Origin of the sequence: Streptomyces melanogenes (assembly GCF_014649795.1) — a bacterium.
GTDB lineage: Bacteria > Actinomycetota > Actinomycetes > Streptomycetales > Streptomycetaceae > Streptomyces > Streptomyces noboritoensis.
Map to the genome: position 1 here is coordinate 112,538 of NZ_BMTS01000002.1, position 26,237 is coordinate 138,774.

At 71.2% G+C, this 26,237-nt stretch carries 30 protein-coding genes; 25 read left to right on the forward strand and 5 right to left on the reverse strand.

The window, feature by feature from the left end:
• The first annotated feature begins 7 nt into the window (after nt 1-7).
• From IE252_RS04410 to IE252_RS04430, 6 genes are all read left to right on the forward strand, one after another.
• Nucleotides 8-1,276, forward strand: a complete 1,269-nt coding sequence (locus IE252_RS04410) for a hypothetical protein (protein WP_229847995.1) — start codon at nt 8-10, stop codon at nt 1,274-1,276.
• Nucleotides 1,277-1,330: 54 nt separating this feature from the next.
• Nucleotides 1,331-2,080: an LmeA family phospholipid-binding protein gene (locus IE252_RS04415; protein WP_190087956.1), complete on the forward strand. Its 750-nt coding sequence runs from the start codon at nt 1,331-1,333 to the stop codon at nt 2,078-2,080.
• A gap of 234 nt (nt 2,081-2,314) precedes the next feature.
• Nucleotides 2,315-2,395: a putative leader peptide gene (locus tag IE252_RS44235; RefSeq protein WP_359104787.1), complete on the forward strand. Its 81-nt coding sequence runs from the start codon at nt 2,315-2,317 to the stop codon at nt 2,393-2,395.
• Between the two features lie 168 nt (nt 2,396-2,563).
• Nucleotides 2,564-3,409 carry a sulfurtransferase gene (locus tag IE252_RS04420; protein WP_190087957.1) on the forward strand — a complete coding sequence of 282 codons (846 nt, stop codon included), beginning with the start codon at nt 2,564-2,566 and terminating at the stop codon, nt 3,407-3,409.
• A gap of 39 nt (nt 3,410-3,448) precedes the next feature.
• Complete coding sequence (locus tag IE252_RS04425; protein ID WP_190087958.1) at nt 3,449-3,736, forward strand: DUF1416 domain-containing protein; 288 nt, start codon at nt 3,449-3,451, stop codon at nt 3,734-3,736.
• Between the two features lie 103 nt (nt 3,737-3,839).
• Nucleotides 3,840-4,136 carry a DUF3099 domain-containing protein gene (locus IE252_RS04430; protein ID WP_190087959.1) on the forward strand — a complete coding sequence of 99 codons (297 nt, stop codon included), beginning with the start codon at nt 3,840-3,842 and terminating at the stop codon, nt 4,134-4,136.
• 89 nt (nt 4,137-4,225) lie between these two features.
• On the opposite strand, the gene IE252_RS04435 is transcribed toward IE252_RS04430, so the two are convergent.
• On the reverse strand, nt 4,226-4,591 hold the full coding sequence (locus IE252_RS04435) for a DsrE family protein (protein ID WP_190087960.1): 366 nt from the start codon (nt 4,589-4,591) through the stop codon (nt 4,226-4,228).
• A gap of 155 nt (nt 4,592-4,746) precedes the next feature.
• On the opposite strand from IE252_RS04435, the gene IE252_RS04440 reads away from it, so the two are divergent.
• From IE252_RS04440 to ygfZ, 6 genes are all read left to right on the forward strand, one after another.
• Complete coding sequence (locus IE252_RS04440) at nt 4,747-5,439, forward strand: hypothetical protein (protein ID WP_190087961.1); 693 nt, start codon at nt 4,747-4,749, stop codon at nt 5,437-5,439.
• A 29-nt stretch (nt 5,440-5,468) separates the two neighbouring features.
• Nucleotides 5,469-6,203, forward strand: a complete 735-nt coding sequence (locus IE252_RS04445; RefSeq protein WP_229847997.1) for a hypothetical protein — start codon at nt 5,469-5,471, stop codon at nt 6,201-6,203.
• Nucleotides 6,200-7,102, forward strand: a complete 903-nt coding sequence (locus tag IE252_RS04450) for a hypothetical protein (protein ID WP_190087963.1) — start codon at nt 6,200-6,202, stop codon at nt 7,100-7,102. Before IE252_RS04445 ends, IE252_RS04450 begins: the two co-directional genes overlap by 4 nt.
• Nucleotides 7,103-7,374: 272 nt before the next feature.
• Complete coding sequence (locus tag IE252_RS04455) at nt 7,375-7,947, forward strand: heme-binding beta-barrel domain-containing protein (RefSeq protein WP_101388959.1); 573 nt, start codon at nt 7,375-7,377, stop codon at nt 7,945-7,947.
• An 86-nt stretch (nt 7,948-8,033) separates the two neighbouring features.
• Nucleotides 8,034-8,483, forward strand: coding sequence for a Fur family transcriptional regulator (locus IE252_RS04460; protein WP_190087964.1), 450 nt, complete (start codon nt 8,034-8,036; stop codon nt 8,481-8,483).
• Between the two features lie 10 nt (nt 8,484-8,493).
• Nucleotides 8,494-9,459: a CAF17-like 4Fe-4S cluster assembly/insertion protein YgfZ gene (ygfZ, locus tag IE252_RS04465; protein WP_190087965.1), complete on the forward strand. Its 966-nt coding sequence runs from the start codon at nt 8,494-8,496 to the stop codon at nt 9,457-9,459.
• A 3-nt stretch (nt 9,460-9,462) separates the two neighbouring features.
• On the opposite strand, the gene dtd is transcribed toward ygfZ, so the two are convergent.
• Nucleotides 9,463-9,888 (reverse strand): D-aminoacyl-tRNA deacylase, encoded by a 426-nt coding sequence (gene dtd / locus IE252_RS04470; RefSeq protein WP_190087966.1) that lies wholly within the window; start codon nt 9,886-9,888, stop codon nt 9,463-9,465.
• Between the two features lie 143 nt (nt 9,889-10,031).
• On the opposite strand from dtd, the gene IE252_RS04475 reads away from it, so the two are divergent.
• From IE252_RS04475 to IE252_RS04485, 3 genes are all read left to right on the forward strand, one after another.
• Nucleotides 10,032-10,640 (forward strand): RsiG family protein, encoded by a 609-nt coding sequence (locus IE252_RS04475; RefSeq protein ID WP_190087967.1) that lies wholly within the window; start codon nt 10,032-10,034, stop codon nt 10,638-10,640.
• Nucleotides 10,641-10,700: 60 nt separating this feature from the next.
• Complete coding sequence (locus IE252_RS04480; RefSeq protein WP_190087968.1) at nt 10,701-11,657, forward strand: asparaginase; 957 nt, start codon at nt 10,701-10,703, stop codon at nt 11,655-11,657.
• Nucleotides 11,658-11,722: 65 nt separating this feature from the next.
• Complete coding sequence (locus tag IE252_RS04485) at nt 11,723-13,003, forward strand: GNAT family N-acetyltransferase (RefSeq protein WP_190087969.1); 1,281 nt, start codon at nt 11,723-11,725, stop codon at nt 13,001-13,003.
• A 15-nt stretch (nt 13,004-13,018) separates the two neighbouring features.
• On the opposite strand, the gene IE252_RS04490 is transcribed toward IE252_RS04485, so the two are convergent.
• The gene (locus IE252_RS04490) at nt 13,019-13,210 is read right to left on the reverse strand and encodes a hypothetical protein (RefSeq protein WP_190087970.1); all 192 of its coding nucleotides are present in this window, start codon (nt 13,208-13,210) and stop codon (nt 13,019-13,021) included.
• Between the two features lie 148 nt (nt 13,211-13,358).
• Between IE252_RS04490 and IE252_RS04495 the strand changes: the two genes are divergently transcribed.
• The 4 genes from IE252_RS04495 to IE252_RS04510 all read left to right on the forward strand — a co-directional run bounded on the left by IE252_RS04495 (nt 13,359) and on the right by IE252_RS04510 (nt 18,392).
• Nucleotides 13,359-14,255 (forward strand): winged helix-turn-helix domain-containing protein, encoded by an 897-nt coding sequence (locus IE252_RS04495; RefSeq protein WP_229847999.1) that lies wholly within the window; start codon nt 13,359-13,361, stop codon nt 14,253-14,255.
• Nucleotides 14,256-14,298: 43 nt separating this feature from the next.
• On the forward strand, nt 14,299-14,982 hold the full coding sequence (locus IE252_RS04500; protein WP_190087971.1) for an HAD family hydrolase: 684 nt from the start codon (nt 14,299-14,301) through the stop codon (nt 14,980-14,982).
• Nucleotides 14,983-15,205: 223 nt separating this feature from the next.
• Nucleotides 15,206-16,117, forward strand: a complete 912-nt coding sequence (locus IE252_RS04505) for a winged helix-turn-helix domain-containing protein (RefSeq protein WP_190087972.1) — start codon at nt 15,206-15,208, stop codon at nt 16,115-16,117.
• A gap of 61 nt (nt 16,118-16,178) precedes the next feature.
• Nucleotides 16,179-18,392, forward strand: a complete 2,214-nt coding sequence (locus IE252_RS04510) for a phosphotransferase family protein (protein WP_308434515.1) — start codon at nt 16,179-16,181, stop codon at nt 18,390-18,392.
• Between the two features lie 48 nt (nt 18,393-18,440).
• On the opposite strand, the gene IE252_RS04515 is transcribed toward IE252_RS04510, so the two are convergent.
• Complete coding sequence (locus IE252_RS04515) at nt 18,441-19,409, reverse strand: zinc-binding dehydrogenase (protein WP_190087973.1); 969 nt, start codon at nt 19,407-19,409, stop codon at nt 18,441-18,443.
• Nucleotides 19,410-19,532: 123 nt separating this feature from the next.
• On the opposite strand from IE252_RS04515, the gene IE252_RS04520 reads away from it, so the two are divergent.
• The 6 genes from IE252_RS04520 (at nt 19,533) to IE252_RS04545 (ending at nt 24,569) form a co-directional block, all read left to right on the forward strand.
• Nucleotides 19,533-20,141, forward strand: a complete 609-nt coding sequence (locus IE252_RS04520) for a TetR family transcriptional regulator (RefSeq protein WP_190087974.1) — start codon at nt 19,533-19,535, stop codon at nt 20,139-20,141.
• A gap of 64 nt (nt 20,142-20,205) precedes the next feature.
• A complete protein-coding gene (locus IE252_RS04525; protein WP_190087975.1) occupies nt 20,206-22,260 on the forward strand; it encodes a HelD family protein in 2,055 nt (684 codons plus the stop codon).
• Between the two features lie 149 nt (nt 22,261-22,409).
• Nucleotides 22,410-22,973 (forward strand): YceI family protein, encoded by a 564-nt coding sequence (locus IE252_RS04530; RefSeq protein WP_190087976.1) that lies wholly within the window; start codon nt 22,410-22,412, stop codon nt 22,971-22,973.
• Nucleotides 22,974-23,053: 80 nt separating this feature from the next.
• A complete protein-coding gene (locus IE252_RS04535; protein ID WP_190087977.1) occupies nt 23,054-23,479 on the forward strand; it encodes a helix-turn-helix domain-containing protein in 426 nt (141 codons plus the stop codon).
• A gap of 36 nt (nt 23,480-23,515) precedes the next feature.
• Nucleotides 23,516-24,121: a hypothetical protein gene (locus tag IE252_RS04540; protein WP_190087978.1), complete on the forward strand. Its 606-nt coding sequence runs from the start codon at nt 23,516-23,518 to the stop codon at nt 24,119-24,121.
• A 100-nt stretch (nt 24,122-24,221) separates the two neighbouring features.
• A complete protein-coding gene (locus IE252_RS04545) occupies nt 24,222-24,569 on the forward strand; it encodes a DUF2516 family protein (protein WP_229848001.1) in 348 nt (115 codons plus the stop codon).
• Nucleotides 24,570-24,595: 26 nt separating this feature from the next.
• Here the strand turns inward: IE252_RS04545 and IE252_RS04550 are convergent, their stop codons facing one another.
• Complete coding sequence (locus IE252_RS04550; RefSeq protein WP_444545948.1) at nt 24,596-26,020, reverse strand: PP2C family protein-serine/threonine phosphatase; 1,425 nt, start codon at nt 26,018-26,020, stop codon at nt 24,596-24,598.
• Nucleotides 26,021-26,237 lie beyond the last annotated feature (217 nt).

The window sequence follows — 26,237 nt, forward strand, 5'->3', positions numbered from 1 at the left end:
CCACGTCATGAGCGATCAGCAGTACCCGCAGCCGTACGACGAGCCGTACCCGCGCTTCGACCAGTACGGGCAGCCGGTCCAGCAGTACCAGCAGCAGTACGACGCGTACCAGCAGCAGCACCAGCCGCAGCAGCAGTACGACCAGTACGGGCAGCCGCTCCAGCAGCAGCCGGTCCAGCACCAGCAGCCGCAGCAGTTCCCGCACGATCCGTCGCACCAGGAGCAGCAGCAGTACACGCAGACGTGGGAGGGCCAGACCTGGGACACCCAGTACCAGCCCACCATCCAGCCGCAGCCCGTGCAGCGGCAGCCGGTCCAGCAGCCCGTGCAGCCGCAGCCGATGCAGCAGCAGTACGCGCAGGCGTACGCGCAGCCCGCCGCCGACACCGCGTACCTGCCGCCGCAGACCGGGTCCGTACCGCTGCCGCCGGAGGCGTCGGCGTACGAACCGCCGCCCGCCGCGCCCGCCCCGGCCGACGGCCCCGCCTACAGCCCGCCCACCACCGTCGGCAACACCCGCGTCACCGACGCCCAGCGGGCCCGCGCCGAGGGGCGCTCGCCGATCATCGCGCCCGGGATGCAGCCCGCCGCGCTCACCGCCGTCCTCGGCCTGCTGCTCGCGGCCGCGTCCGGCATCGGGCAGTACGCGCTGGTGGTGCCGATGGTGCTGCTCCAGGCCGTCACGGCCGCGGGCTGGTTCCGGCTCAACGGGATGTGGCCCGCCCGGCAGGGCATCGCGCTCGCCTTCCTGGGCGGCCTGGTCGCCGACGCGGCGCTGCTCGCCGTCGGCGACGAGCACGCGCCCGCGGCGATCCTGGGCACGCTCGGGGTGTGGGTGCTGCTGACGCTGGTGCTCCAGCTGCGCAGCCACGCGGACCCGGACGAGCGGATGTACGGCCTGATGGCGACCGTGGCCTCGGCGGCGCTCGCGATCCTGGCCGCCGGCTACCTCGCGGCGATCCCGCACGCGGTGGCGGTGGGCGCGGCGGCGGTGGCCGTCGCCGTCCCGGCCCGCGCGCTGCCGCTGCCGGGGCCGGTCTCCGTGGTGGTCTCGCTGCTCGCCGCGGCGGGCGCGGGGATCGTGGTCGGACAGCTGACGGACGTGGGTGCCTCGGGCGCGCTGCTCGGGCTCGCGGCCGGGGTGTGCGCGCTGATCGGGCTGCGGGTGGCCAGTTATGACTACCCGTCGCGTTTCGTGCACATGACGGCCGGAGTGGCGCTGCCGCTCACCGCGGCTGTTCCCGCTTTGTATCTGATCGGTCGAGTGATCGGGTAATTCCGGAGGTTAGGCTCGCAGCGTCAACGACCAATGTGGGGGGACTCGTACGCAATGCGCGCACTTCGGATATGGCTCATCGTCGCGGTGGTTCTCGGCGGCCTCTTCGTCGCCGCGGACCGCATCGCGGTGAACGTCGTCGAGTCCAAGGTGGCCGACAAGATCAAGGCCAGTCAGGGCCTGCGGGAGACCCCCGACGTCTCGATCTCCGGCTTCCCCTTCCTCACCCAGGCGATGGGCAAGGAGTTCGACGAGGTCGACGTGAAGCTGGGCGGGGTCACCGCCACGGCCGACGGCCACTCGGTCAACGTCACCGAGGTCCGCGCCAAGCTGCACGACGTGAAGGTCAATAGCAGCTACTCGTCCGCCACGGCGGTACGGGCGGACGGCTCGGCCCGTATCTCCTACGCCGACCTCACCAAGTCCGCGCCCAAGGGCGCCAAGGTCGGCTACGCCGGTCCCGAGCGGGCCGCCAAGGGCCAGGTCCAGGTGACCGGCCAGCTCACCGACCTGCTGGAGGGCGCGGGCGTCCAGGTCCCCGCGAGCCTCAAGGTGCTGCTCGCGGGCCGCACGGTCAGCGCGTACAGCACGGTGACCACGGACGGCGGCGCGACCGTCAAGGTCCGCTCCGAGGAGCTGCCGAAGCTGCCGGTGGCGGGCTTCGACGAGAAGCTGCGCAAGGCGGTCGACTACGACCTGAAGATCGAGGGCCTGCCGCGGGGCATCAAGCTGGACAAGGTGACGGCCACGCCGGACGGTTTGCGGTTCTCGGGGACGGGCACGAACGTCTCCCTGGCGGGGTGAGCGGCCCCACGGCCCCTGGGGGTACGGCGGCGGCCGCACCGGACCTGCTGGACCGGCCCGTAACCGCATGCTGAGACGAAGGCGTCCGCTGGGCAGATGGTGAGCGGCGGGGAGGCGTCCGGACGCCGCCGGAAGAAGCTTTCCGGCCGATCTCGTCCCACCATCCGGATGATCGTGTCTCAAAATACGACACACCGGTGACATGGCAGCCCGTCCGTCCCTACGATCGGACGCATGAAGCGACAGGCGGATCTCACGAAGCGGCGGGCAGTCGACCTGTGCCGCGTCGCCGCCATGCTCTGTCGCCACGTCTGAGCGGGACCCGCCCCTCTCTGCGAAGAGACGGCAACTCCCGTGTTCCCCGGGCCCTTTGAGCTGTCATTCAGGGCCACCCCCCGTGCCGAAGCAGCGCCGCGCCCGCTCGCGTGGCGAGCGCACCCGCACCCCGCACCACCCGCCGCACCTGCCCCGGAGGAGAACCGCATGAGCCGCAGCGACGTCCTGGTCGACGCCGACTGGGTCGAGGCCCACATCGACGACCCCAAGGTCGCCATCGTCGAGGTCGACGAAGACACCTCGGCGTACGAGAAGAACCACATCAAGAACGCGATCCGGATCGACTGGACCAAGGACCTCCAGGACCCGGTCCGCCGTGACTTCATCGACCAGGAGGGCTTCGAGAAGCTCCTGTCGGCGAAGGGCATCGCGAACGACACCACCGTCGTCCTCTACGGCGGCAACAACAACTGGTTCGCCTCGTACGCCTACTGGTACTTCAAGCTCTACGGCCACGACAGCGTCAAGCTGCTCGACGGCGGCCGCAAGAAGTGGGAGCTCGACTCGCGCGACCTGGTCGACGGCTCGCAGGTGCCGGCCCGCCCGGCCACGGACTACAAGGCGAAGCCGCAGAACACCGCGATCCGTGCCTTCCGCGACGACGTGGTGGCGGCCATCGGCGCCCAGAACCTGGTCGACGTGCGCTCCCCCGACGAGTTCAGCGGCAAGCTGCTCGCCCCGGCCCACCTCCCGCAGGAGCAGTCGCAGCGCCCGGGCCACGTGCCCAGCGCGCGCAACATCCCGTGGTCGAAGAACGCCAACGACGACGGCACCTTCAAGTCGGACGACGCCCTGAAGGAGCTGTACGCGGCGGAGCAGGTCGACCTGGCCAAGGACACCATCGCGTACTGCCGCATCGGCGAGCGCTCGGCCCTGACGTGGTTCGTGCTGCACGAGCTGCTCGGCGTCGAGAACGTCAAGAACTACGACGGCTCGTGGACCGAGTACGGCTCCCTCGTCGGCGTGCCGATCGAGCTCGGCGCCAACAAGTAACCCCGCACACCCCCAGACCGTAGACCGTAAGGAAGAACCATGTGTGGAGCGAAGGCAGGCGGCCCCGACGCCTCGACGATCAAGCCCGGTGAGACCACGATCCAGGGCCAGGTGACCAAGGACGGCGAGCCGGTGGTCGGCTACGTCCGCCTGCTGGACTCGACCGGCGAGTTCACCGCCGAGGTCCCGACCTCGGCGACGGGCCAGTTCCGCTTCTACGCGGCCGAGGGCACGTGGACCGTCCGCGCCCTGGTCCCGGGCGGCACGGCGGACCGCACGGTGGTCGCCCAGACGGGCGGCCTGTCGGAGGTCGCGATCGCCGTCTGACGACGAGCGCCGCTGTACTGGCCGGAGGGCCGCACCCCAGGGGGTTGGACGCTACCTGGACCGGGTGCGGTCCTCCGCGCCGTTTCAGCCGTACGCTGGACTTATGTTGGCCCGGCGCCGGCGCGAGTACTTCTGGCTGATGGGCGGATGCCTGGTCCTGTTCGTGTCCGCCTGGGGATTCGTGCGGCTGTGGTCGGTCCCGGCCGCGGTCGCCATGTGCGTGGTCGCGATGCTGATCCCGCCGGTCGCGGCGATGGTCGCGAACCGGAGAGGCCCGGACGACCGCTGGTGGGACGACCCATCCCCAAGCTCTCAACTTCGTTCGAGCAGGGGAGACCCCACTGGGGACCCGAAGTCGGACGAGTGGTGGGACGAGCTGGACGGCAAGAAGAAGTACTAGACGCTTCGCTGGGGTGCCGAGACTTCGACTGCGGGCCGTGGGTGGCTGGTCGCGCAGTTCCCCGCGCCAATAAGGGGCGCCCGGCGCCCTCAGTAGACCAGCGCCTGCGTCTCGTCCGCCATCGCCTCCTGGACGAAGACCTGCGCGCCCGCGATCCGCGCGCCCTCGATCAGGTCCTTCTCGGTGATGTCGCGGCGGGCCGCGCACTGCGTGCACACCGTGATCGTGCCGCCGCCCGCCAGGATCCCGCCGATCAGGTCCGGCAGCGGCGCCGCGTGCGGGAGCTCGAACTCGGCGGCCCGCCCCGGCAGGGCGAACCACGACGACTCACCGGTCAGCCACAGCGAGACCTCGACCCCACTGGCGACGGCGACCGCCGCCACGGTGAACGCCTGCGAACACCGCTCGGGGGCGTCGGCCCCGGCGGTCACCTTCAGTACGAGCTTTTTGGCCATATGCCGAACTGTAATGCGCACCGGCACAACCCCTCCCGAGGACGGCGAGTCAGTTCTGTGCACGGGTGATCGGGCCCGTACCGAGGTCTCGTGGGGGGACCCTTTTGGATACGGCATTCGCGTCGGATACGACGGAAGCGACGGATACGACAGCGGTGGTGCGGCGGCGCGGGCGTACGCCGCTGCTGATCGCGGGGGGCGCCGTGCTCGGCGTGGTGGCCGGGCTGTGCGCCGGTTACACCGTTCAGGCGGGCCGGGCGCCGACCCCGTTGCCGCCGCTCTCCCAGCCCGTACTCGCGCAGGCGAAGGGCAAGGCGCCCGCGCCGCTCTCCGCCGCCCGGGACCGCAAGGCCGCGTCGGACGGCGATCTGCGGAACATGCTGCTGAAGAGGCCCGCCGGGGCGTCGGACGTCGAGCGTCCGGCGGGCATCGATGGCTGGCTGCCCATGTCCGACTACGCGGAGGACTTCACCAAGCCGGACGCGGCGTTCGGGAACCTGCTGAGCGAGGAGTTCCGGCGCGCGGCCGTGGCGGAATGGCGGGAGGGGAACCTCTCCGTGACGATCCGGCTCGTCCAGTTCCGGGACGAGCGCGTGGTCGCGTCGCAGGGGGCCCTGGACGGCGCCGAGCGGTGGGCGGCCGAGGAGAGCGGCCACACCACGGCGATCAGCGGTTCGGGCAACGGGCGCGTCTACACCGGCGGCGACCTCGACTCCGGCAGTCGGCACCGGGCGGAGGCCTTCGCGCGGCGCGGGAACGTCCTCATGGAGCTGTGGCTCGACAGCGACGAGCCGATCGCGGCGCGCAAGGCGTTGGACCTGGCACAGCGGCAGTGGGAGCGGATGTGAGCGGGAGAAGGCGTGGTGTCGCCCTTGCCGTGGGAGGGGTGCTGTTCGTGGTGGTCGTGGGGGGAGTCGGGGCCACCGCCGTCGTCGTGGACCGGGCCGACCGAGCGCCCGGCGCGCCGGACTGGGCCTTCCCGCCGAGCGACCGCAAGACCGCCGATGCCGGTGCCCAGGCCGGAAAGGCCGCCTCGGAGCTCGGGCGGATGCTGGTCCCGTACGGCACCGACGGGTACAGCCGGGGCCCCGACATCGAGGGCTTCGGCGCCGACGCCGATCTGACCGGCGATCAGGTGGTGGCGCTGCGCAGGGAGTCCCTGCGCGGTCTGACCGGTGGCCAGCGGCAGAAGCTGGAGAAGCGGGTCGAGAAGGAGCGCGTCAAGGGCATGGCGATGCGCAGCTACAGCAGCACCGACGACGCGCCCGACTCGAACGTCGCCGCCGCCTCCGCCTTCACGGTCCAGATCGCGCTCTCCCGGATGGAGAACACCCGGACCGTGCGCCAGATCGCCGAGTTCCGCACGGCGCTGTTCGACTCCGTGGGCATCATGCGCAAGGGCCCCGAGGTCAAGGGGCACAAGGACGCCCGGTGCTTCCTGGGCCCCGACGAGAAGGACGAGAAGCTCGACATGATGGTCTGTTCGGCGTACCGGGGCGAGGTCCTGGTGGACGTCGTCGCCGAGAGCCCCAAGCCGATGAACGCCAAGGGCGTCGCCCTGCTGCTGAGCGAGCAGCTGGACCGGATCGGCGCGTCCGGGGAGTCGGTGTGACCGAGCCGACCACCGAGCAGACAGAGCCCCAGCCCGTCACCGAGGAGCAGCCGGAGCCGCAGTCCGTCACCCCCGATCGGCCGGAGCCGCAGCCCACCGCCGACGAGCAACCCGCCCCCCAGCCGGACCCCCCGGCCCCGCCCCGCCGCCGCACCCGCGCCGCACTGCGCTGGACCGCCGCCGTCCTCGCCTTCCTCTCCGTCGGCGCCGGCACCGCGTACGCCGTCGTGGACCGCACCCGTACCGACCTGCCGGGGCTCTCCACCGAGTCGGACGGGCGCTGGCGGTATCCGGAGATCGCGCTGCCGCCGCTGCCCCCGGGTGCGCCCCGGCCGCTCGCGGGGTCCAACACCGGGCAGAACCACTACGCCGATCTGCGCGCGCTGGTGCTGCCCGCCCCCGAGGGGGCGGTGCCGGACCCGGCGCTGAAGGGCGACGACGGCTGGCTGGCGACCTCCGTGTTCCTCGCGCAGTACGAGAAGGAGGACCGGGCGGCTTTCGGCCAGTCGCTCGCCGACAACGGGCTGCGCCACATCGCCGCCCGGGGCTGGACCATGCCCGACGGCACCCGGAGCAGGATCTTCCTGCTCCAGTTCGACACCCACGCACTGGCCAACCGGGTCCTGTCGAAGGACGTCGCCCGCTACAGCACGCCGTACCACGCGCTCATCGGCGGCCACTACGCCGAGCTGGACGAGTCGTTCCCGATGAACGCCCTGGTCGAGGGCACCGCGCGGTACCCGTACGACGAGGTGAAGCCGTACGGACCGGAGCAGCTGCGGCAGGCGTACGTCCTGGCCGGTGACGTCCTCGCGGTGGTCGTCCAGTCCCGCTCCGGCACCGCCCCCGCCGTCCCCTTCCAGCAGACCGTGGTCCTCCAGAACCAGCTGCTCGGCTGACCGGCGGGCCCGTCGAGGTGCGCCGCGCGGTCGCGGCGGCGCACCTCACAGAGAAGGCCGTGGCTCAACCCATTAGGCTGGGGTACGGCCCTTTACTGCCCACACGCTCATCCGAGGAGCACCCCGTGCTTGAGGCTTTCTTCGAAACCCTGCTGGTCCTGGTCTGCGTCGGTGTCCTCGCCTTCGCCGGTCTGGCCGTGAAGAAGCTGTACCAGGGCCAGCGCTGAACCGCGCCCCAGCCGCAGACGTAACGAAAGACTGATCGAAGCCTCATGATCGAGATCCCGTCCGACCTGAACCCGGACCTCGTCCCCCTCGCCTTCCTCCTCGGCACGTGGGAGGGCGCGGGCGTCACCGACTTCCCCGGCGCCGAGAAGGCCAATTTCGGCCAGTCCGTCACCTTCAGCCACGACGGCCGGGACTTCCTGGAGTACGTGTCGCACTCCTGGATCCTCGACGCCGAGGGCAACAAGGTGAAGCCGCTGGAAAGCGAGTCCGGCTTCTGGCGCATCGACAAGGACCGCAAGGTCGAGGTCGTCATGGTCCGCGACCAGGGCGTCGTCGAGATCTGGTACGGCGAGCTCGCCGACCAGAAGCCGCAGATCGACCTGGTGACGGACGCCGTGGCGCGCACCGCCGCCTCCGGTCCGTACACCGGTGGCAAGCGGCTGTACGGATACGTGAAGAGCGACCTGATGTGGGTCGGCGAGAAGGCCACCCCCGAGGTCGAGCTCCGGCCGTACATGTCCGCGCACCTCAAGAAGGTCGTCACGCCCGAGGAGGTCGCGGCGATGGCCAGGGGCCTGGGCGACCTGCCGGACGACGGGATCGCCTTCTTCAAGTAGGAGATCCGCAAGTAGGAGATCCGTCTCAGAAGTACGAGATCCGTTTGCGGAGTCGGTAATCCCGGGGTGGCTCCTACACTGGGCGTGTGGTGACCACCGACTGGCAGAGCGACCTCCGCAAGCGCGGGTACCGGCTGACCCCCCAGCGCCAGCTCGTGCTGGAGGCCGTCGACGTACTGGAACACGCGACGCCCGACGACATCCTCACCGAGGTGAGGAAGACGGCGGGCGGCGTGAACATCTCCACCGTGTACCGGACCCTGGAGCTCCTGGAGGAGCTGGGTCTGGTCTCGCACGCCCATCTGGGCCACGGCGCCCCGACGTACCACCTGGCGGACCGCCATCACCACATCCATCTGGTCTGCCGGGACTGTACGTCGGTGATCGAGGCGGACGTGGAGGTGGCGGCGGAGTTCACCGCCAAGCTCTGCTCGACGTTCGGCTTCACCACGGACATGAAGCACTTCGCGATCTTCGGGCAGTGCGAGAAGTGCGCCAAGAACGCCTCGAGCGATGCTTCGAACGGCGAGTCGTAGGCTTGCCTGCATGAAGAGTCCCCTGCTGTCCCTGCCCGGCGCCGTCCCCGCCGAAGGGCCCGACGACGGTGTCGCCGCGCACTACGGCGACCTGTTCCGCGAGCAGCGCGCCCTCGCCGACGGCAGCGGCCTCGTCGACCTCTCGCACCGCGGTGTCGTCACCGTCACCGGCGACGACCGGCTGAGCTGGCTGCACCTGCTGCTCACCCAGCACGTCAGCGACCTGCCGGCGGGCCTGGCGACCGAGGCGCTGATCCTCTCCGCGCACGGGCACATCGAGCACGCGCTCTACCTCGTCGACGACGGTACGACGGTGTGGGCGCACGTCGAGCCCGGTACGCAGGACGACCTCGTCGCGTACCTGGAGTCGATGAAGTTCTTCTACCGCGTCGAAGTCGCCGACCGTACGGCCGACTTCGCGGTGGTGCACCTGCCCGCCGGGTCTATCGCCGAGGTGCCCTCGGGCACGGTGGTCCGGGAGGCCTCGCACGGGCGGGACCTGTTCCTGCCGCGCGCGGAGCTGGAGGCGTTCGCCGCCGCGCACGGGCCCGCGATCGGGATCCTGGCGTACGAGGCGCTGCGGGTCGAGGCGCACCGGCCGCGGCTCGGCCTGGAGACCGACCACCGCACCATCCCGCACGAGCTGGGCTGGATCGGCACCGCCGTGCACCTCCAGAAGGGCTGCTACCGGGGCCAGGAGACGGTCGCGCGCGTCCACAACCTGGGGAAGCCGCCGCGCCGGCTGGTCTTCCTGCACCTGGACGGCAGCGAGGTGCTGCTGCCGGCGCACGGGACGCCGCTGCGGGTGGCGGCGGACGGCGACGAGGGCCGCCAGATCGGCTTCATCACGACGTCGGCCCGCCACCACGAGCTGGGGCCGATCGCGCTGGCGCTGGTGAAGCGGAACGTGCCGGTGGACGCGGAGCTGCTGGCGGGGGTCACCGCTGCGGCCCAGGAGGTCGTGGTCGAGCCGTAACGGCTAGACCTCCACCAGGACCGTGAACGGGCCGTGGTTCGTCAGGGTCACCCTCATGTCCGCACCGAACCTGCCCGTCTCCACCCTCGCCCCCAGCGCCCTCAGCCGCGCCACCACCTCGTCCACCAGGGGCTCGGCGACCTCGCCGGGGGCCGCCGCGTTCCAGGTGGGGCGGCGACCCTTGCGGGCGTCGCCGTAGAGGGTGAACTGGGAGATCACCAGGAGCGGGGCTTTCACGTCCGAGCAGGACTTCTCGCCCTCCAGGATCCGTACCGACCACAGCTTCCTGGCCAGCTGCGCCGCCTTCTCGGGGGTGTCCCCGTGGGTGACCCCGACCAGGACGCACAGGCCCTCGCCGGTGATCTCGCCGACCGTCTCGCCCGCCACGACGACGCTCGCGCCGTCCACCCGCTGTACCACCGCTCGCATGGGACCCAACCTATTCCACGCACCAATCCGGTCCGACGGGGGCCGAACGGGTGGTGTGTGTCTGCATATGCGCCATCGGGAGTGGCACGATGCTGGCAGGCGGTGCGCCCCATCCCGCACCGGTCGAGGGGACGGTAAGACTCATGAGCACTCCTGGCGCCGGGCAGCACTCGCCCGGCCCCGTTTCGCTGACCCGGACGAGCCCGTCGGCCGCGCGGGCGGCCGTCTCGCGACCGCCCGTCCAGCGTGCCGGTGACCATCTGCCCGTACCGAAGGACCCCGACCTGACCGCGCTGCGGCTGCCGGAGCTGCGGACGCTGCGACGGCAGTCGCAGAGCGACGAGGCCGACCTCAGCTATGTGCGGCGGCTGCTGCACGGCCGCATCGACATCCTGCGGGCCGAGCTGGCCCGGCGCACCGGGCCGCACACGCCCGTCGTGGAGCGGCTCTCCGAGATCCTGGCGGACGCGCCCTCCTCGCACCGGGCCTCCGCCCGCCACGTCACGCTCTCCACGCCGCGCAGCGCCGAGTACCGCCGACTCGCGGCCGAGATGGACGCGGAGGTCCAGCTCTCCGACCTCGACGCCCGTACGGACGAGGAGCTGCACACCGCGATGGGCCGGCTGATCCGCTACGAGCAGCAGGTCTCGCGGCGCCGCCAGCACCTCCAGCGCACGGCCGACGATTGCAGCGCGGAGATCGCCCGCAGGTACCGTGAAGGCGAAGCACAAGTAGACGACCTGCTCATCTGACCACCGATTCGAAGGCCACTTCGGGGTTACGAGGCGGGTCCACCCCTGGAAGGCCCCGCCATGACCACCGAAACCGTCATACCCCCGGTCCTCGCCGAAGTCGTACGTTCCGGTTTCGTCGAGGGCCATCATCGGGGCTCGCTGGTGGTGCTGGCGGCCGACGGCAGTGTGGAGCTGGCGCTCGGCGACCCGGCCGCGCCCGTCTTCCCGCGCTCCAGCAACAAGCCCATGCAGGCCGCCGCCGTGCTGCGGGCCGGGCTCGACCTCTCCGGGGAGCGCCTGGCGCTCGCCGCCGCCAGCCACTCGGGCGAGGGCTTCCACCTGGACCTCGTCCGCAAGATGCTCGCCGAGCACGGGCTGACCCCGGCCGACCTCCAGACCCCGCCCGACCTGCCGCTGGACCCGGCCGAGGCCGAGACGTACCTGGCGGCGGGCCACGTCCGCGACCGGGTCACCATGAACTGCTCCGGCAAGCACGCGGCCATGCTCGCCGCCTGCCGCCTCAACGGCTGGGACGAGGCGACCTACCTGGACCCGGCGCACCCGCTCCAGCGCCTGGTGCACGACGGCGTGGAGGCGGCGGCGGGCGAGCCGGTGACGACGGTCGGCACGGACGGCTGCGGGGCGCCCCTGATGGCGATCAGCCTGACGGGCCTGGCGCGGGCGTTCCGTACGTTCGTGCTCGCCGAGCCCGGCACGCCGGAGCGCCGGGTGGCGGACGCGATGCGCGCGCACCCCGAGTACGTGGCGGGCACCCGCCGCCCCGACACCTGGCTGATGCGCGAGCTGCCCGGGACGCTGTCGAAGATGGGCGCGGAGGCGGTGCAGGCGGTGGCGCTGCCGGACGGCCGCGCGCTCGCCTTCAAGGTCGACGACGGCGCCGCGCGCGCCCTCGGCCCGGTCCTGGCCCGCGCGCTGCGCCTGCTCGGCGTGGACGCGCCGGTGGTCGACCGCATCGGCAGCGCGCCGCTGCTGGGCGGGGCGGAGCGGGTGGGGGAGGTCCGGGCGGCGTTCTGAGGCGTCGCCGCGAGGCCCCGGAAATTGCCGCGACAGCCGGGCGGGGGCGTGCCTAGCGTGACGGTATGAGCCCGAGCCGCCGCGAAGCCGCCCCCACCCCTCCCGCCCTCGACATCCGTACCGTCTCCGAAGCCGAGTTCGGCGACTGGCTCAAGGCCGTCAACGTCGGCTTCCTACGGCCGCCGGTGGTGGGCGAGAACGACCTGGCGAACCGGCTGGCCAACAGCGATCTGGCGCGTACGCAGGGCGTGTTCGACAACGGCCGCTGTGTGGCGACCTTCCGCTCGTTCGCCCAGGAGCTGACCGTGGTGGGCGGCGCGGCCGTCCCCACCAGCGCGGTCACCAACGTCACGGTCTCCCCGACGCACCGCCGACGCGGCCTGCTCAGCAGGATGATGGCGAACGACCTGGCGGCGGCGAAGGAGCGCGGCGAGGTGGCGGCGACGCTGATCGCCGCCGAGTACCCGATCTACGGGCGGTACGGGTTCGGCCCCGCCACCTGGACCGCCGAGTGGGAGGTCGACACCGGCCGGGCGGGCCTGGACCCGCGCTGGTCGGGCCCCGAGGACGGCGGCCGCGTCGAGCTGGCCGACGCCGGGGACGTACGCAAGCTGGGCCCCGAGCTCTTCGAGCGCTTCCGGGCCGGGCAGCCGGGCGCGGTGAGCCGGAGCGCCCGCTGGTGGGACCTGACCACGGGTACGGTCCGGCGGGACGACCAGCCGTGGACCGAGCCGTTCTGGGCGGTGTACCGCTCGGCGGCGGGCGAGGTGGAGGGTCTGGCGGCTTACCACGCGGACGAGACGTGGACGGACGCCAAGCAGCCGCTGAACACGGCGACGGTGCGCGGGCTGCTGGGGCTGACCCCGGCCGCCGAGCGCGCGCTGTGGCACTTCGTCTGCTCGGTCGACTGGATCACCAAGGTCCGCACGGGCTACCGCGCCCCCGACGACCTGCTCCCGCTGCTCCTCCCGGACCCGCGCGCGGCCCGGATGGTGACGCACGCGGACTTCCTGTGGCTGCGGGTGCTGGACGTCGTACGGGCCCTTGAGGCGCGTACGTACGCGTCCTCGGGCACCCTCGTCCTGGAGGTCACGGACGCGTCCGGCCTCGCGTCGGGCCGCTACCGCCTGGACGCGGACCCGTCCGGCGCGTCCTGTGCCCCCACGACTTCGTCGCCGGATCTGACTCTGGACGTCCGGGAGTTGGGGACGCTGTACCTGGGAGACGAGTCGGCGGTGCGACTGGCCGCGCTGGGCCGGGCCGCCGAGGAGACGGCGGGGGCAGCGGCCCGGGCGGACGCCCTCTTGCGGACGCCTCGGCGGGCCTGGTGCCCGGACATGTTCTGATGCTGACGGCGATGCTCATTTGTCCGCCTGCGGGATGAGTGCGGCGAGGATCGCGGCCGCGCCGATGACGGTGAAGGTGTGGTCGTGGGTCTGCACGCCGACGGACAGCACCACGATCCCCACGGTGCCGACGGCCCCGAGCTTGTGGTGGACCAGCTTCTCGGAGGCGACGAGGGCTAGGGCGACGATGAGCGCGATCACTGGCATGGAGTCCCTCCCCGTAGGACTTCGTAGGGCTTCGGAGAACTTCACCAAGTTGGCGGACAACTTGGTGAAGTTGTCCCGCTAGCTCAAGACCCATAAACCAACTCCCGAACAACTCCCCATTGCTGTCAGATAGTTGTAGCGTTCAGATGTGACTTCGCAACCTGAGGTGACGGACGGCGGGGACGCCAGGCGCACCCCCGACGACGTGGCGGCCTCCCTGCGGGCCCGGATCCGCGCGGGCGAGCTCAAGGTCGGCGCCAAACTGCCCACCCAGGCCTGGCTGGTGGAGCACTACGGCGTGGAGCGGACGGTGGTGCGCCAGGCCCTGCAGCAACTGCACGGCGAGGGCCTGATCACCGAGGGCCGCAAGGGCGCCCCCGCGAAGATCGCCAGCGCGGTCCCGGCCGCGTCGCGCCCTTCGGACGAGGAACCGAAGCGGACGGCGGCGGTCCTGAGCCCCCGGGTGGCGGAGGCGTTCCGCGCGCGGGAGGTGCGGATCGACGCGGTGTGCCTGACGACGGAGACGCTGAATCTGGCGCTGGGGGAGCCGCTGGGTGCGATCCACGCGGGGCTGTTCCGGCCGGAGTCGGTGCATGTGCGGGTGCTGCTGCCGGACCGGGGGATCAATCTTGCTTTTCCGCGGCCCGTACACCGTTCCGTGGACGGCGACGACCGGCTTGTACACGAGCGCTGGCTCAGCCAGCGGAACACCCAAGGCCTGGTCCTGCGGGACAACTTGGAGGCACTGCACATCATCGAGGACATCGACGTCCGCATCGAGTTCCAGGCGCTCCCGCTCACCTCGCCGATCAAGCTCTACCTGCTCAACGGCTCCGAGGCCCTCTTCGGCTACTACGACATCACCCGCCGCGAACAGGAGATCGACGACACCTCGGTGGAGATCTATGACTCGCTGGGCAACCAGTCGATCCTGTTCCAGTACCTGCGCAGCGGGGGGTCGAGGGACGCGGCCTTCGTGGAGCGGTCGCAGCGGTGGTTCGACGGCCTCTGGAACACGATCACTTCGCAGTTGAGACTGTCCTGATGGACACTCAAATCTTACGAATTCCTCGTCGGTGGTGACCGTGATGGAGGACCTGACGGGTTTGATCGCGAAAGCTGAATGCGTGCTCTTCGACTTCGACGGCCCCGTCTGCCGCCTCTTCGCCCACCACAGCGCGCCCGGAGTGGCGCACAGGATGAGGCGCCTCGCGAAGGCGCGAGGGCTCCGGGTGAAGGCATCCAGAGACCCGCATCGCGTCCTGAGGATCGCGAGCGAACTGCGTCCGGGCAGCGGGCTGGTCAGTGAGCTGGAGGAGCGGCTGACCAGGGAGGAGACCGGCGCTGCGATGAGCGCCACACCCACCCCGCATGCCGACGAGCTGATACGGACCTGGCGGCTCGGCGGCCGAGGGTTGGCCATAACGACCAACAACTCCCCGCGCGCGGTGGAGCGCTACCTGACCGACCAGGGGCTCATCGACTGCTTCGCCCCCCACATCCACGGCCGCACCACCGACCTGGATCTGCTGAAGCCGGATCCGTACTGCCTCCACCAGGCCCTGGACTCCCTGGGCTCGCGTCCCGCGGCCGCACTGATGATCGGCGACAGCGCCACGGACTGGGATGCCGCCCAGCGAGCGGGCGTCCCTTTCCTCGGATACGCGCGCGACACCAGACGGGCGAAACGATTGCGCAGGGCCGGGGCGCCGCTGGTGGTGACCTCGCTGGGCGGGGTCCTTGAAGCGGTGCGAGGTGTCGGCGGGTTGTGAGGCGCCGGCAGCGAACGAGCGCTGCGTCCTCGCCGTAGGGATCCTCATGGGACCCTCCCTGTTTGCCTTCAGTTGGACTGATCAATGGCAGTCCAACTGGACTGAATTGGTGCTTGAGAGCTATGTCCCCGAGCCTTCCGATCCTTTAACCCGCCATCTGTTCGGGGTTCCTATATGACTGAAAGTGGCATGCCGGAACGCCGGGAGCAGTACGGTCGCAGGTGTGGGCAGTCAGCGAGCGGGTGGAGGGACGGGCAGGGCGTTCCAACGTGTCGCGGACACCCTGCGCAGTCGGCTGGCAGACGGCCGCACCTACCCGATCGACCGGCTGCTGCCTTCCGAGCGGGAGCTCGCCGCGGAGTTCGACGTGTCCCGGGACACCGTCCAGCGGGTCCTGCGGGAGCTGCGGAGCGAGGGCTGGATCAGGGCCGAGCAGGGCCGAGGACACCGGGTCGTCAAGACACAGAGCATCCACTCACCTGACCAGCCGCAGGGCCACGCCAAGCGGGTCAACCTCGAACTCGTCCTCGACAAGGCGTTCGCGGCGGAGGAGGTGGCCCTGGACGTGTACAGCCTCACCTCGGAATCACTGGTGGGCCGACTTCAGGAGCAGGCAGGCCGGATCCGACGAGGCGAGATCTCGCCTCGCGGTATCAAAATCCGGATGCTCCTGCCTGCCAAGGATGCTCTGATGGATCTTCCACGGCCTTGCGGCGGCGGTGACAACGCGGCCCTGCTGGAGCGGCTGCACGGCATCATCGACGTCATGGCCGGGATGGTGCGCAAGACGCTGGAGGACCTGAACACCGAGGGCTGGGTACCGTCCGTGACCGTGGCCGTCAGATATACGCGGTCAAGACCCCAGTTCAAGCTCTATCTGGTCAACCGGACCGAGGCGCTGCACGCGCTGTACCGGTCGGAGCGCCGCCCCATCACGCTCCACGGGGGAGAGACGGTCGACGCCGTGGACATACTCGGGATGCAGGCGACCCTGATCCACTACGAGAAGGGCGCGGACCCCGAGTCCCACGGCTCGCTTTTCGTACGGGAGTCCCAACGCTGGTTCGACGAGGAATGGATTAATTCACTCTCTGGAGCTACTTGGCGTCCGAGTGGTGCAACTGCGGGCGAGTAAAGCGGGTTTGCGCTTAGTAGGCTCTGCTCGTCATCGCCAGCGCCGTTGAATCATCCAGGGAGTGGCCCAGGTGGCCGGCAGTCCCCATGTGGCCGGTCCCCCGGCGCCCAGCCGTTCGTCGTCCGACGCCTGCGGCGCCTTCCTGCGGAACGCGCTCCGCGAGGGCACGATGAGCCGCGGGCATCATCACCGCAACTTCTTCGCCAGGCTCGACGAGCCGATGGCGAGGCTGCTGGGACGGGAGCAGGGCGAGTTCGTCACCGTACGGCAGCGGGCCCAAGGCGTACTGGGCGTCGTCATCAGGACCTGGCCCGAGGAAGATCGCATCCTGGAGGCGATTCGCGGGAGGGTTCCGTGTGTCCCCGAGCTCCTGATGTCCTGCGGCGACACGGACATCCACAGCTATGTGGCAGGCGTGCCGCTGTCGGCGGTCTGCCCCGACGGCATGCGGCTGGACGCCGACCTGGTCACTTCGCTTGCCGGTCTGTTCGCCGACCTGGCCAAGGTATCCCGGTGGGTATTGCCGCCGCTGCCGACCTCCTGGCCGCGCGACGGTGACAGTACGGGATTCCTGCGAAGGCTCGTGGTCCTGGCCGAAGAGCAAGTGAGGCAGCCCAACTGGACTGAATTCGGTGGTCTGTTCATCGCACTCGGTGTGCCCGAGGACGTGCTGCGACGGTACGTCGAGAGGCTGCCGACGCTGACCCCGCGCCCCTACGCTCTGCTCCACACCGATCTCCACAGGGACAACGTGATCGTCCCGTTCGTCGCCGATCCACCGCTTGTCTGCCTCGACTGGGAACTCGCCTCTTACGGCGACCCCTTGCATGACCTGGCCACCCATCTGGTCCGGATGCGCTACCCGGCTGCCCAGTGGGACGAGGCGACGGCTGCCTGGCGGCTGGCCGTGGAGCAAGAGTGCCCAGCTGCGGTCGTATCCATGGAACAGGAGCTCCGGCACTATGTGGATTTCGAGCGGGCACAGTCGGTGTTTCCGGACACCATGCGCGCGGCGCGGAGCCTCGGCGCAGCGGACGAACCGAAAGGGTTGGACTCAGCCGCGCGGAGCATCAGCGATGCTCTGGAACGGGCCAGCGAGCCACTGGCCCTCGGGGAGCCGCCCGCAGTGACCGAGGTGGAGAACATCCTCCACCGCTGGTACACCGCCCGCCTCACCATCAGGAAAAGGGCGCCACGGCCCGCGCCGCCCCTCGTGTGGCACAGGGCCGACGGGTCCGTGGATCGAGCCCCCTTCCCCGACGCGGCGGTGCGGGAGGCACTGGCCGCCGAGGGGTCGGCCGGGGCGGAACACGTCTTCAAGGGAACGGGCCACCTCAACACGGTCGTACGGGTACGGGAGCCCGTCGATGCCACGGTGATCGTGCGTCGCAGACTCGGCGGCGCGGGGTTGGAGCACATGGGGCGCCTGGACGAGAACGAGGTGCTGCGGGCCCTGGAGTCCTTCTGCGCGCGAGTGCGGGCCCCTCGCCTGCTGGCCGTCGGATCCACCCGCCCCGGAGGCAACTTCGCCATCCACTCTTATATCGGCGGTCCAGGCGGGATGCCGGCACCTCGGCATCCCGCGGACGGGCTGATGCCGAAACAGGCGGACGCGTTGGTGGACCAGCTGTGCGAGCTGGCGCTGATGCCCACTGACCGCTTCGGCGGTGAGCCGAAGCTCGACGGGTTCTATGAATGGCTGTGCGCGCAGCTCGCCGATCTCGTGGCGAGACTGCCGAGGGAGACGATGCAACTCGCCCAGGGGCTCGGACTGCCGGACGCCGATCAGCTGAGGGACATCCTCGGCCGCCACAAAGTGACCGATCGCCGCCCGGTGCTCCTGCACGGGGATCTCAATCCCTGGAATCTGGTGATTGGCGCTGCTAATCGGCTCACCCTCATCGACTGGGAACTGGCCATGATCGGTGACCCGTTGTACGACTTGGTGCGCCATCTGCACCTGACGCCGCACAGGCCGTGGATCCGCGACCGCATGTACGGGCGCTGGGCCGGGCAGCTGGGCGACGATTACACCAAGGGGTGGGCGGAGGACATCGAGGTCTACCAGCGGATCGAGGTGGTTCGCTCGGCCTATGTAGATCTGCACCGGCTGACGGCCGGAGCCGGGCTGGAGGCCCCCAATGTCCGCCGGGCGCTGGCGAATTACCAGCGCACCGTCATGGCTGCCACATCCGCACTGGGACGGCGAGGTCAGCAAGTGACCAACCCGCACTTGGCGAAGGCGCTGTCGGGTGCGGGTGTCGCGGGTGAATGAAGGTAGCCCGTACGGAGCCTGTCCGCACGCCCCCTCCCCGCACCGTCCCTACACACTCAGCAGCACCTTCCCCACCACCCCCCGCCCCTCAATCACCGCATGCGCCTCCCCCGCCCGCTCCAGCGGATACACCGCCCCCACCACCGTCCGCAGGCGCCCCGCAGCCGCCTCCTCCAGGGCCCGGGCCGCCAGGGCCACCCGCCGCGCAGGCGGGATCTGGACATCCGCGATGCCCAGGAACGTGATCGAGCGGCGGGCGGCCTCCTCCGGAGGTACCGCCGCGAAGTCGCCCGTCGGCGCGCCGTGGGCCGAGAAGCGGCCGCCCGGGGCCGTCAGGGGGAACGCCGCCGCGCCCACCGCGCCGCCCACCCCGTCCAGGACCACATCCGCACCCCCGCCCAGCGCCTCCGCCGCGCGCCGGGGCCAGTCCGGGAGTGCCGCGTCCACCACCTCGTGGGCGCCCAACTCCAGGGCGAGGGCAAGCTTCTCCCGCCCCCGGGCCACCCCTACCACCCGCGCCCCCCGCGACCGCGCCAGCTGGACCAGCAGCGTGCCCATTCCCCCCGACGCCCCCGTGATCAGCACCGTCTCGCCCGCCTTCAGGGCCGTGAGGTCCAGCAGGGCCAGGGCCGTCACGCTGTCGTGGATCAGGGCGGCCGCCTCGCGCAGGCCCAGGCCGTCGGGGACCGGGACCAGGTGGTCGACGGGGACGGCGGCCAGCGAGGCGTAGCTGCCGGGCTCGACCGCGGCGATCACCCGGCGGCCCGACCACTGGGCCGGGTCGACCTCCGCGCCGGTCGAGACGACCGTGCCGGAGACCCCGCCGCCGGGCACGTACGGCGGCTCGACGTCGAAGTACTCCCCGAACGCCCCCGCCCGTATCTGCGTCTGCACGAACAGCGTGTCGATGTGGTCGACCGCGATCACCACCTCGTCCGGCCCCGCCACCGGGTCCGGCAGCTCCGCCGGAACCAGTACCTCCGGGCCGCCGAACTCCTTCACCTGTGCCACACGCATAACCGATCACCCATCCCCGTCGTTCAGTCGAAGTCTGTGATCGGAGTCTTTTTCCTCAAGTGGGGTTGAGGTCAAGCGCCCGCCGCCCCGCCCCCTCCCGCGCCCTCCCCGTACGCTCGCCCCATGGGCTTGCGGGAGCAGAAGAAGCAGCAGACGTACCAGGCCGTCTCGGACGTGGCCATCGCCCTCTTCCTGGAGAAGGGCTTCGACAATGTGCCGGTCGCGGAGGTCGCGGCCGCCGCCGGGATCTCCAAGCCGACCCTCTTTCGCTACTTCCCGGCCAAGGAGGACCTGGCCCTGCACCGGTTCTCCGACCACGAGGACGAGGCCGCCCGGGTGGTCGCGCAGGGGCGTACGGAGGGGCTCGCCCCGCTGCCCGCCCTGCGCCGCCACTTCCTCGCCGGGCTCGACGGCCGCGACCCGGTGACCGGCCTGAACGACGACCCGCGGGTCCGCGCGTACCACGGGCTGCTCTACGGGACCCCCAGCCTCGTCGCGCGGCTCTTCTCGTACCAGGGCCGGGCCGAGGGCGCGCTCGCGCAGGCCCTGGGCACGGACATCGGCGCGCGCCTCGCCGCCGGCCAGATCGTCGCCGTACAGCGGATCCTCGCGGAGGAGAACTGGCGGCGGATCCAGGCCGGGGAGAGCGCCGAGGAGGTCCACGAGAGTGCCGTCGTGGCTGCTGAGGAGGCTTTCGCGCAGCTCAGGGACGGCTTGGGGAAGTACGCGTAGCAGGCACCATCCCGCATTTCATTACTGAGTAAAAAATTTAACCGAGTTGCGTTACGCTGGATCCATGACGCCACTCGACCGCGAACTCAGTCAGGAACGGACCTACCACGAAGCCTGCCGCGCGGCCCTGGCCGGCATGGTCGAAGGCGCGGACGTCCGGGTCGTCATCGGCGAGAACGCGTTCGCCTCCGGCGCGGACGCCGAGGTGCTCGGGTACCAACTGCGCAGCTGGGCCAAGGAGTTGCGGCAGGAGCCGGACAGTCCGCTGTTCTTCGGGCGGCTCGACTTCGAGGACGGCGGGGCGTCCGGCGACCACGCCGGGCAGCGCTACTACATCGGCCGCCGCCGCATCAGCGAGCACCCCTCGGCGCCGCCGCTGGTCGTCGACTGGCGGGCGCCCGTCTCGCGGACGTTCTACCAGGCCGGGGCCCGCGACCCGCTGGGCGTCGCCGTGCGCCGCCGGTTCGGCTGGGCCCCGGGCAGCCTCGGCGCCCCCGAGGACCTCACGAGCATGGAGGACGAGCGGCTGGGCGCCCCGGCCGCACAGCGGGAACCACAGGTCGGCGGCATCCTCGCCGCCGAGATCGAGCGCCCCCGCGTCGGCCCCATGCGCGACATCGCCGCCACCATCCAGCCCGAACAGGACGACCTCGTACGCTCCGAGCTCGGCCGGTCCCTCTGCGTCCAGGGCGCCCCGGGCACCGGCAAGACGGCCGTCGGGCTGCACCGGGCCGCGTATCTGCTCTACACCTACCCGCAGCGCATCCAGCGCGGCGGCCTCCTTGTCCTCGGCCCCAACCGGACCTTCCTCCACTACATCGCCCAGGTCCTGCCCGCCCTCGGCGAGATCGACATCCGGCAGTCGACGGTCGACGACGAGGTCGCGCGCGGGCCCGTCCGGGCGGTCGACGACGAGGCCGCGGCCGTCGTCAAGCACGACGCCCGCACCGCGCGGGTGCTGCACCGGGCGCTGTACGCGCGGGTGGGCACGGCCGGGAGCTACGAAGCGGTCGAGGTGCCCGACGGCTCGTACCGCTGGCGGGTGACCGGCGGCGAGCTGGCGAGGATCGTCGAGGAGGTACGGGCCGAAGCGCCCCCGTACGCGGTGGGCCGCGAGCGGGTCCGCAGCCGGGCCGTCCGCGTCATCCAGCTGGAGGCCGAGCGCCGGGCCGGGCCGATGAACAACACCTGGCTGCAGCGGATCTCGCGGGCCCGCCCGGTCTCCGCCTTCGTGGACGCGGCCTGGCCGAAGGTCACGCCCGAGGAGGTCCTGGCGGAGCTCTTCACCGACCCGGACGTGCTGGCGGCGGCCGCCGACGGCGTGCTCGGCGCGGACGAGCAGAAGCGGCTGCTGTGGAGCCGGGCGCCGCGCTCGTACAAGTCGGCCAAGTGGTCCGCCGCCGACCAGGTCCTGCTCGACGAGCTCGCGGGGCTGATCGAACGCCCGCAGGGATACGGCCACATCGTCGTCGACGAGGCGCAGGACCTCTCCCCGATGCAGTGCCGGGCCGTCGCCCGCCGCTCCGGCTTCGGCTCGCTGACCGTGCTCGGCGACCTGGCGCAGGGCACCACCCCGTGGGCGGCCCGCGACTGGCCGGAGCACCTGGCCCACCTCGGCAAGCCGGACGCCCCGGTGGTCCCGCTGACGACCGGCTTCCGGGTCCCGGCGGCGATCGTGGCCCTGGCGAACGGGCTGCTCGGGGCGCTCGACGTGACCGTACCGCCGTCCCGCTCGCTGCGCCGGGACGGCGAGCTGGCGCTGCGGCGGGTCGAGGACGTACGGGCCGCGCTGGTCGACTCCGTACGGGCGGCGCTGGCGCGGGAGGGCTCGGTGGGCGTGATCGCGTGCGACGCGGACGTACCGGAGCTGCGCGCGGCCCTCGCGGCGGCGGGCGTGGCGACGGCGGAGGCGGACGACCTGACGGCGGCGGCCCGGGTGACGGTTCTGCCCGCGACGGTGGCCAAGGGCTTGGAGTACGACCACGTGGTGGCCGTGGAACCGGCGGCGATCGCGGAGGCGGAGGAGCGGGGGCTGCACCGGCTGTACGTGGTGCTGACGCGGGCGGTGTCCCGCCTCGAGGTCCTGCACAGCAGGGCGCTGCCGGAGGCGCTGCGGTGAGGGCCGCGATGCAAGGGTGTTCAACATGCCCATGGAGCAAGGCGGTTGGGTGCGCTCGGGGCGTCGACTCACTATGTTGTGGAGCGCTCAAGCAAGGCTCGGCACACCCGAAACTCGTCCGCTCACGCCTTCTGGGGGCCTCACCCGTCATGACCACTTCTCCTGAGCCGACCGCCACCGCCGCCACGCTGCCCGGCTACACCCCGGGCACCTGGACCATCGACCCGGTCCACACCGAAATCGCCTTCGCCGTACGCCACTTGGGCGTCGCCAACGTACGCGGCCGGTTCGACGAGTTCACCGGCGAGATCGTGCTCGCCGAGAACCCGCTGGAGTCGTCGGTGACCGCGACGATCCAGGTCGCGTCCGTGTCCACGGCGCACGAACAGCGCGACAACCACATACGGTCCGAGGAGTTCCTGCACGCGGCGGAGTTCCCCGAGATGACCTTCCGCTCGACGGGGCTCCGCCCGGGCGACGGCGACGGCTTCCTCGCCGACGGCGAACTGACCGTCCACGGCGTCACCCGCCCCGTCACCCTCGAACTGGAGCTGATCGGCTTCGGCAAGGGCTACCAGGACCGCCCGGTCGCGGGCTTCACCGCCACCACCCAGATCAGCCGCAAGGCCTTCGGGGTGACGGGCGGCGCGACGGGTGCGATGCTCGGCGACGCCATCAAGATCACGCTGGACGTCGAGGCGTCCCTGGCCTGAGGGGGCGCCCCACCGTGGCGTCGCACACTCTTGCAAGCACCTGCTTGCAATAGTTAGCAGGGAAGGGGCAGTATCGGGGTATGGCATCGCTCAACGTCGGCAATCTCGGCGGGTTCCTGCGCGAGCAGCGGCGTAACGCCCAGCTCTCGTTGCGGCAGCTCGCGGACGCCGCCGGCGTGTCCAATCCGTATCTGAGCCAGATCGAGCGCGGGCTGCGCAAGCCGAGCGCGGACATCCTGCAGCAGCTCGCCAAGGCGCTGCGGATCTCCGCCGAGACGCTGTACGTGCAGGCCGGGATCCTCGACGAACGGGCGCCGGAAGCGGCGGAGACACGGAGCGTCATCCTCGCCGACCCCTCGCTCGACGAGCGGCAGAAGCAGGTGCTGATCCAGATCTACGAGTCCTTCCGCAAGGAGAACGGGCTCGACGCGGACGCACCTGCTTCGGCCCCGGGCGAGGGCACCGAGGGCGGCACGGGCGATGACCCATCGGCTCCCCAGAGCTGATCCAGGCACTGATCACTGATCCGGGAGGAAACCAGCATGGCCGTCACCGATGAGCTGCGTAATGCCCTGACCGACCCCAAGCCCCTGTTCTTCGTCGCCGGCGCGCTCGACCTCGGCGCCAAGCAGGCCGCGAAGGTCCCGGAGAAGATCCCGGTCATCGTCGAGCGGCTCCAGACCGAGGTCCCGGCGCGGATCGAGGCCGTGCGCAAGACCGACCCCAAGGTCGTCCAGGACAAGGTCGTCGCCCAGGCCAAGGAGGCCCAGGCCGCCGTCACCGCCAAGGTGACCGAGGTAGTCGGCGCGCTCGACGGCGATGTGAAGAAGCTGGGCGACTCCGTCCAGCACCTCGCCCTCCAGGCGGTCGGCTTCGCCGCGGAGTCCCTGGTCAAGGCCCGTGAGGGGTACGACAAGGTGGCCGAGCGTGGCCAGGAGGTCGTCAAGGAGTGGCGCGGCGAGGCCGCCGAGGAGATCTTGGAGGTCGCCGAGGCCATCGAGCCGAAGGACTCCGGGGCCGAGGCCCCCGCCGCTGACTCGTCTGACGGGTCCGACTCCGCCGAGGCCGAGCCCGCGCCCGCGCCCGCCAAGAAGACGGCCGCGCGCAGGAGCACGGCGAAGAAGACCGCGGCCAAGCCCGCGGAGTGAGCGGGGTCCGTCGCGGCGGCGGGCACCTTTTCGGTGTCCGCCTCGTTGGACGGGTACCTTGGCCGCGTAGGAGCGATTCCGGGAAAGGTGGTGGACGACCGTGCTGATGCAGGGATTCTCGGGGTTCATGTGGTTGCTGAGTACAGCCCTGACCGCATTGAGCCTGTTCGCGCTCGTGGACGCGGCCTTCCGCCGTGAGGACGCGTTCCGTGCGGTGGACAAGCAGACCAAGCCGTTCTGGCTGATCATCCTGGCCATCGCGCTGCTGGTCAGCGTGCTGTTCCCGCTGCTCTCGTTCCTGCCGGTGATCGGCGCGGTGGCGGTGATCGTCTACATCGTGGACGTCCGCCCGGCGGTCCGGCAGATCAGCGGCGGGCGCGGACGCGGCGGCCGCCGCGGCGGATCGAGCAGCGACGGTCCGTACGGGCCGTACAACGGCGGACGCTAGGCCTTCAGGCCTTACGTTCCCTTGCGTTACGGGGCGGTCGCCCGGCCGGTCCGTTCCAGCAGCAACACCGCGACGTCGTCGGTGAGTTCACCGCCGTTGAGCTCGCGGGCCTCGGTGACCGCCGCCTCCAGGAGCGCCTCGCCGCCCAGGCCCGTCGTCAGCAGCCGGTTGACCATCTCGGTCATGCCCTCCTGGCCCAGCCGCTGGTTGCCGACGCCGGTACGGCCCTCGATCAGGCCGTCCGTGTACATCAACAGGCTCCACGCGTCGCCCAGTTCGACCCGGCGGCGCGGCCAGCGGGTCTGGGGCAGCAGCCCGAGCGCCGGGCCCCCGCTCTCGTACGCGAGCAGGCTCGCGGGGCCGCCCGCGCGGGCGATCAGCGGGGCCGGGTGGCCCGCCAGGCTCAGCTCGGCGCGGCGGCCGTCCGGGGCGATGTCGACCGTGCAGAGCGTGGCGAAGATCTCGTCGTCGTCGCGCTCGTGCTCCAGGACCTGCTGAAGGGTCGTGAGCAGCGCGTCGCCACACAGCCCGGCCAGTGTCAACGCCCGCCAGGCGATGCGCAGTTCCACCCCGAGGGCGGCTTCGTCGGGGCCATGGCCGCAGACGTCGCCGATCATGGCGTGGACGGTGCCGTCGGGGGTGCGGACCGTGTCGTAGAAGTCGCCGCCGAGCAGGGCGCGGGACCGGCCCGGCCGGTAGCGGGCGGCGAACCGCAGGTCGGAGCCGTCGAGCAGCGGCGTCGGAAGCAGTCCGCGCTCCAGCCGGGCGTTCTCCTGGGCGCGCAGCCGTGACTCCGCGAGCTTGTACTGCGCGGTGTCGGCACGCTTGCGCTCCACCGCGTACCGGATGGCCCGGCTCAGCAGTCTGCCGTCCAGCTCGTCGCGGAAGAGGTAGTCCTGCGCGCCGACGCGGACGGCCTCGGCGGCGCGTTCGGCGTGGGTGGAGGCGGTGAGGGCGAGGACGGCGTGCCGGGGCGCGAGCCGCAGCAGGGCCCGCAGCGCGGCGAGCTCGTCGTCGGGGTCGCGGCCGGGCAGCGCGAGGTCGAGCAGGATGCAGTTCACGTCGTCGGTGAGCAGCCGCTCGGCCTCGGTGAGATTGCGCGCGGTACGGATCCGCACCCGGGTCCCGGCGGTGTGCAGCAGCTCGGAGACGGTGAAGGGGCCGACGGGGTCGTCCTCGATGACCAGCAGGTTGAGGGCGGCGGCGGTGTGCGGTGCGGTGCTGTGGGAGCCCACTTCCAGGCCTGTGCCGTCCGCACCGGGCGCACCCGGCGCCGTCGGTACGACCGCGCCGCCCGCACCCGCGAGGGCGTCGGGACTGCCCGCTCCCACGAGCCCGCCCGGCACACGCGTCCCCGGCAGGCCGGGGGACGGGGCCAAGGGACCCGGGGTACCCGAAGTGCCCGGGGCCGGTTCGCCCGGCCCCGGTGGGGGCGTCCGAGGGGACCACATCTGCGGTGCGGGCATCGTTCCGGTCTCCCTCCTTTCGAGGGCGCCGCGGAACGCCGGGCTGCGTTGCCGCCAGTCCGGGACCCTAGCGTCAGTGGGCCGGGCAGCGGAATGGCGTTCGGTGACTGTTCGGCAAATGGCGCATGGCATATGCCACATGCCGCACTTGTCGGGGCGCCCGACGCCTGGTCCGGCCGCCGGACCACCCCTTTTGCATCCG

What these genes read in the sequence shown, in the direction of transcription:
- IE252_RS04480 (WP_190087968.1), top strand. Translation starts at nt 10,701, where the DNA reads ATGACCACCGAAACCGTCATACCCCCGGTCCTCGCCGAAGTCGTACGT.
- IE252_RS04415 (WP_190087956.1), top strand. Translation starts at nt 1,331, where the DNA reads ATGCGCGCACTTCGGATATGGCTCATCGTCGCGGTGGTTCTCGGCGGC.
- IE252_RS04420 (WP_190087957.1), top strand. Translation starts at nt 2,564, where the DNA reads ATGAGCCGCAGCGACGTCCTGGTCGACGCCGACTGGGTCGAGGCCCAC.
- IE252_RS04550 (WP_444545948.1), bottom strand. Translation starts at nt 26,020, where the DNA reads ATGTGGTCCCCTCGGACGCCCCCACCGGGGCCGGGCGAACCGGCCCCG.
- IE252_RS44235 (WP_359104787.1), top strand. Translation starts at nt 2,315, where the DNA reads ATGAAGCGACAGGCGGATCTCACGAAGCGGCGGGCAGTCGACCTGTGC.
- ygfZ (WP_190087965.1), top strand. Translation starts at nt 8,494, where the DNA reads ATGAAGAGTCCCCTGCTGTCCCTGCCCGGCGCCGTCCCCGCCGAAGGG.
- IE252_RS04455 (WP_101388959.1), top strand. Translation starts at nt 7,375, where the DNA reads ATGATCGAGATCCCGTCCGACCTGAACCCGGACCTCGTCCCCCTCGCC.
- IE252_RS04475 (WP_190087967.1), top strand. Translation starts at nt 10,032, where the DNA reads ATGAGCACTCCTGGCGCCGGGCAGCACTCGCCCGGCCCCGTTTCGCTG.
- IE252_RS04410 (WP_229847995.1), top strand. Translation starts at nt 8, where the DNA reads ATGAGCGATCAGCAGTACCCGCAGCCGTACGACGAGCCGTACCCGCGC.
- IE252_RS04540 (WP_190087978.1), top strand. Translation starts at nt 23,516, where the DNA reads ATGGCCGTCACCGATGAGCTGCGTAATGCCCTGACCGACCCCAAGCCC.
- IE252_RS04485 (WP_190087969.1), top strand. Translation starts at nt 11,723, where the DNA reads ATGAGCCCGAGCCGCCGCGAAGCCGCCCCCACCCCTCCCGCCCTCGAC.
- IE252_RS04425 (WP_190087958.1), top strand. Translation starts at nt 3,449, where the DNA reads ATGTGTGGAGCGAAGGCAGGCGGCCCCGACGCCTCGACGATCAAGCCC.
- IE252_RS04435 (WP_190087960.1), bottom strand. Translation starts at nt 4,591, where the DNA reads ATGGCCAAAAAGCTCGTACTGAAGGTGACCGCCGGGGCCGACGCCCCC.
- IE252_RS04535 (WP_190087977.1), top strand. Translation starts at nt 23,054, where the DNA reads ATGGCATCGCTCAACGTCGGCAATCTCGGCGGGTTCCTGCGCGAGCAG.
- IE252_RS04500 (WP_190087971.1), top strand. Translation starts at nt 14,299, where the DNA reads ATGGAGGACCTGACGGGTTTGATCGCGAAAGCTGAATGCGTGCTCTTC.
- dtd (WP_190087966.1), bottom strand. Translation starts at nt 9,888, where the DNA reads ATGCGAGCGGTGGTACAGCGGGTGGACGGCGCGAGCGTCGTCGTGGCG.
- IE252_RS04530 (WP_190087976.1), top strand. Translation starts at nt 22,410, where the DNA reads ATGACCACTTCTCCTGAGCCGACCGCCACCGCCGCCACGCTGCCCGGC.
- IE252_RS04515 (WP_190087973.1), bottom strand. Translation starts at nt 19,409, where the DNA reads ATGCGTGTGGCACAGGTGAAGGAGTTCGGCGGCCCGGAGGTACTGGTT.
- IE252_RS04490 (WP_190087970.1), bottom strand. Translation starts at nt 13,210, where the DNA reads ATGCCAGTGATCGCGCTCATCGTCGCCCTAGCCCTCGTCGCCTCCGAG.
- IE252_RS04430 (WP_190087959.1), top strand. Translation starts at nt 3,840, where the DNA reads ATGTTGGCCCGGCGCCGGCGCGAGTACTTCTGGCTGATGGGCGGATGC.
- IE252_RS04525 (WP_190087975.1), top strand. Translation starts at nt 20,206, where the DNA reads ATGACGCCACTCGACCGCGAACTCAGTCAGGAACGGACCTACCACGAA.
- IE252_RS04520 (WP_190087974.1), top strand. Translation starts at nt 19,533, where the DNA reads ATGGGCTTGCGGGAGCAGAAGAAGCAGCAGACGTACCAGGCCGTCTCG.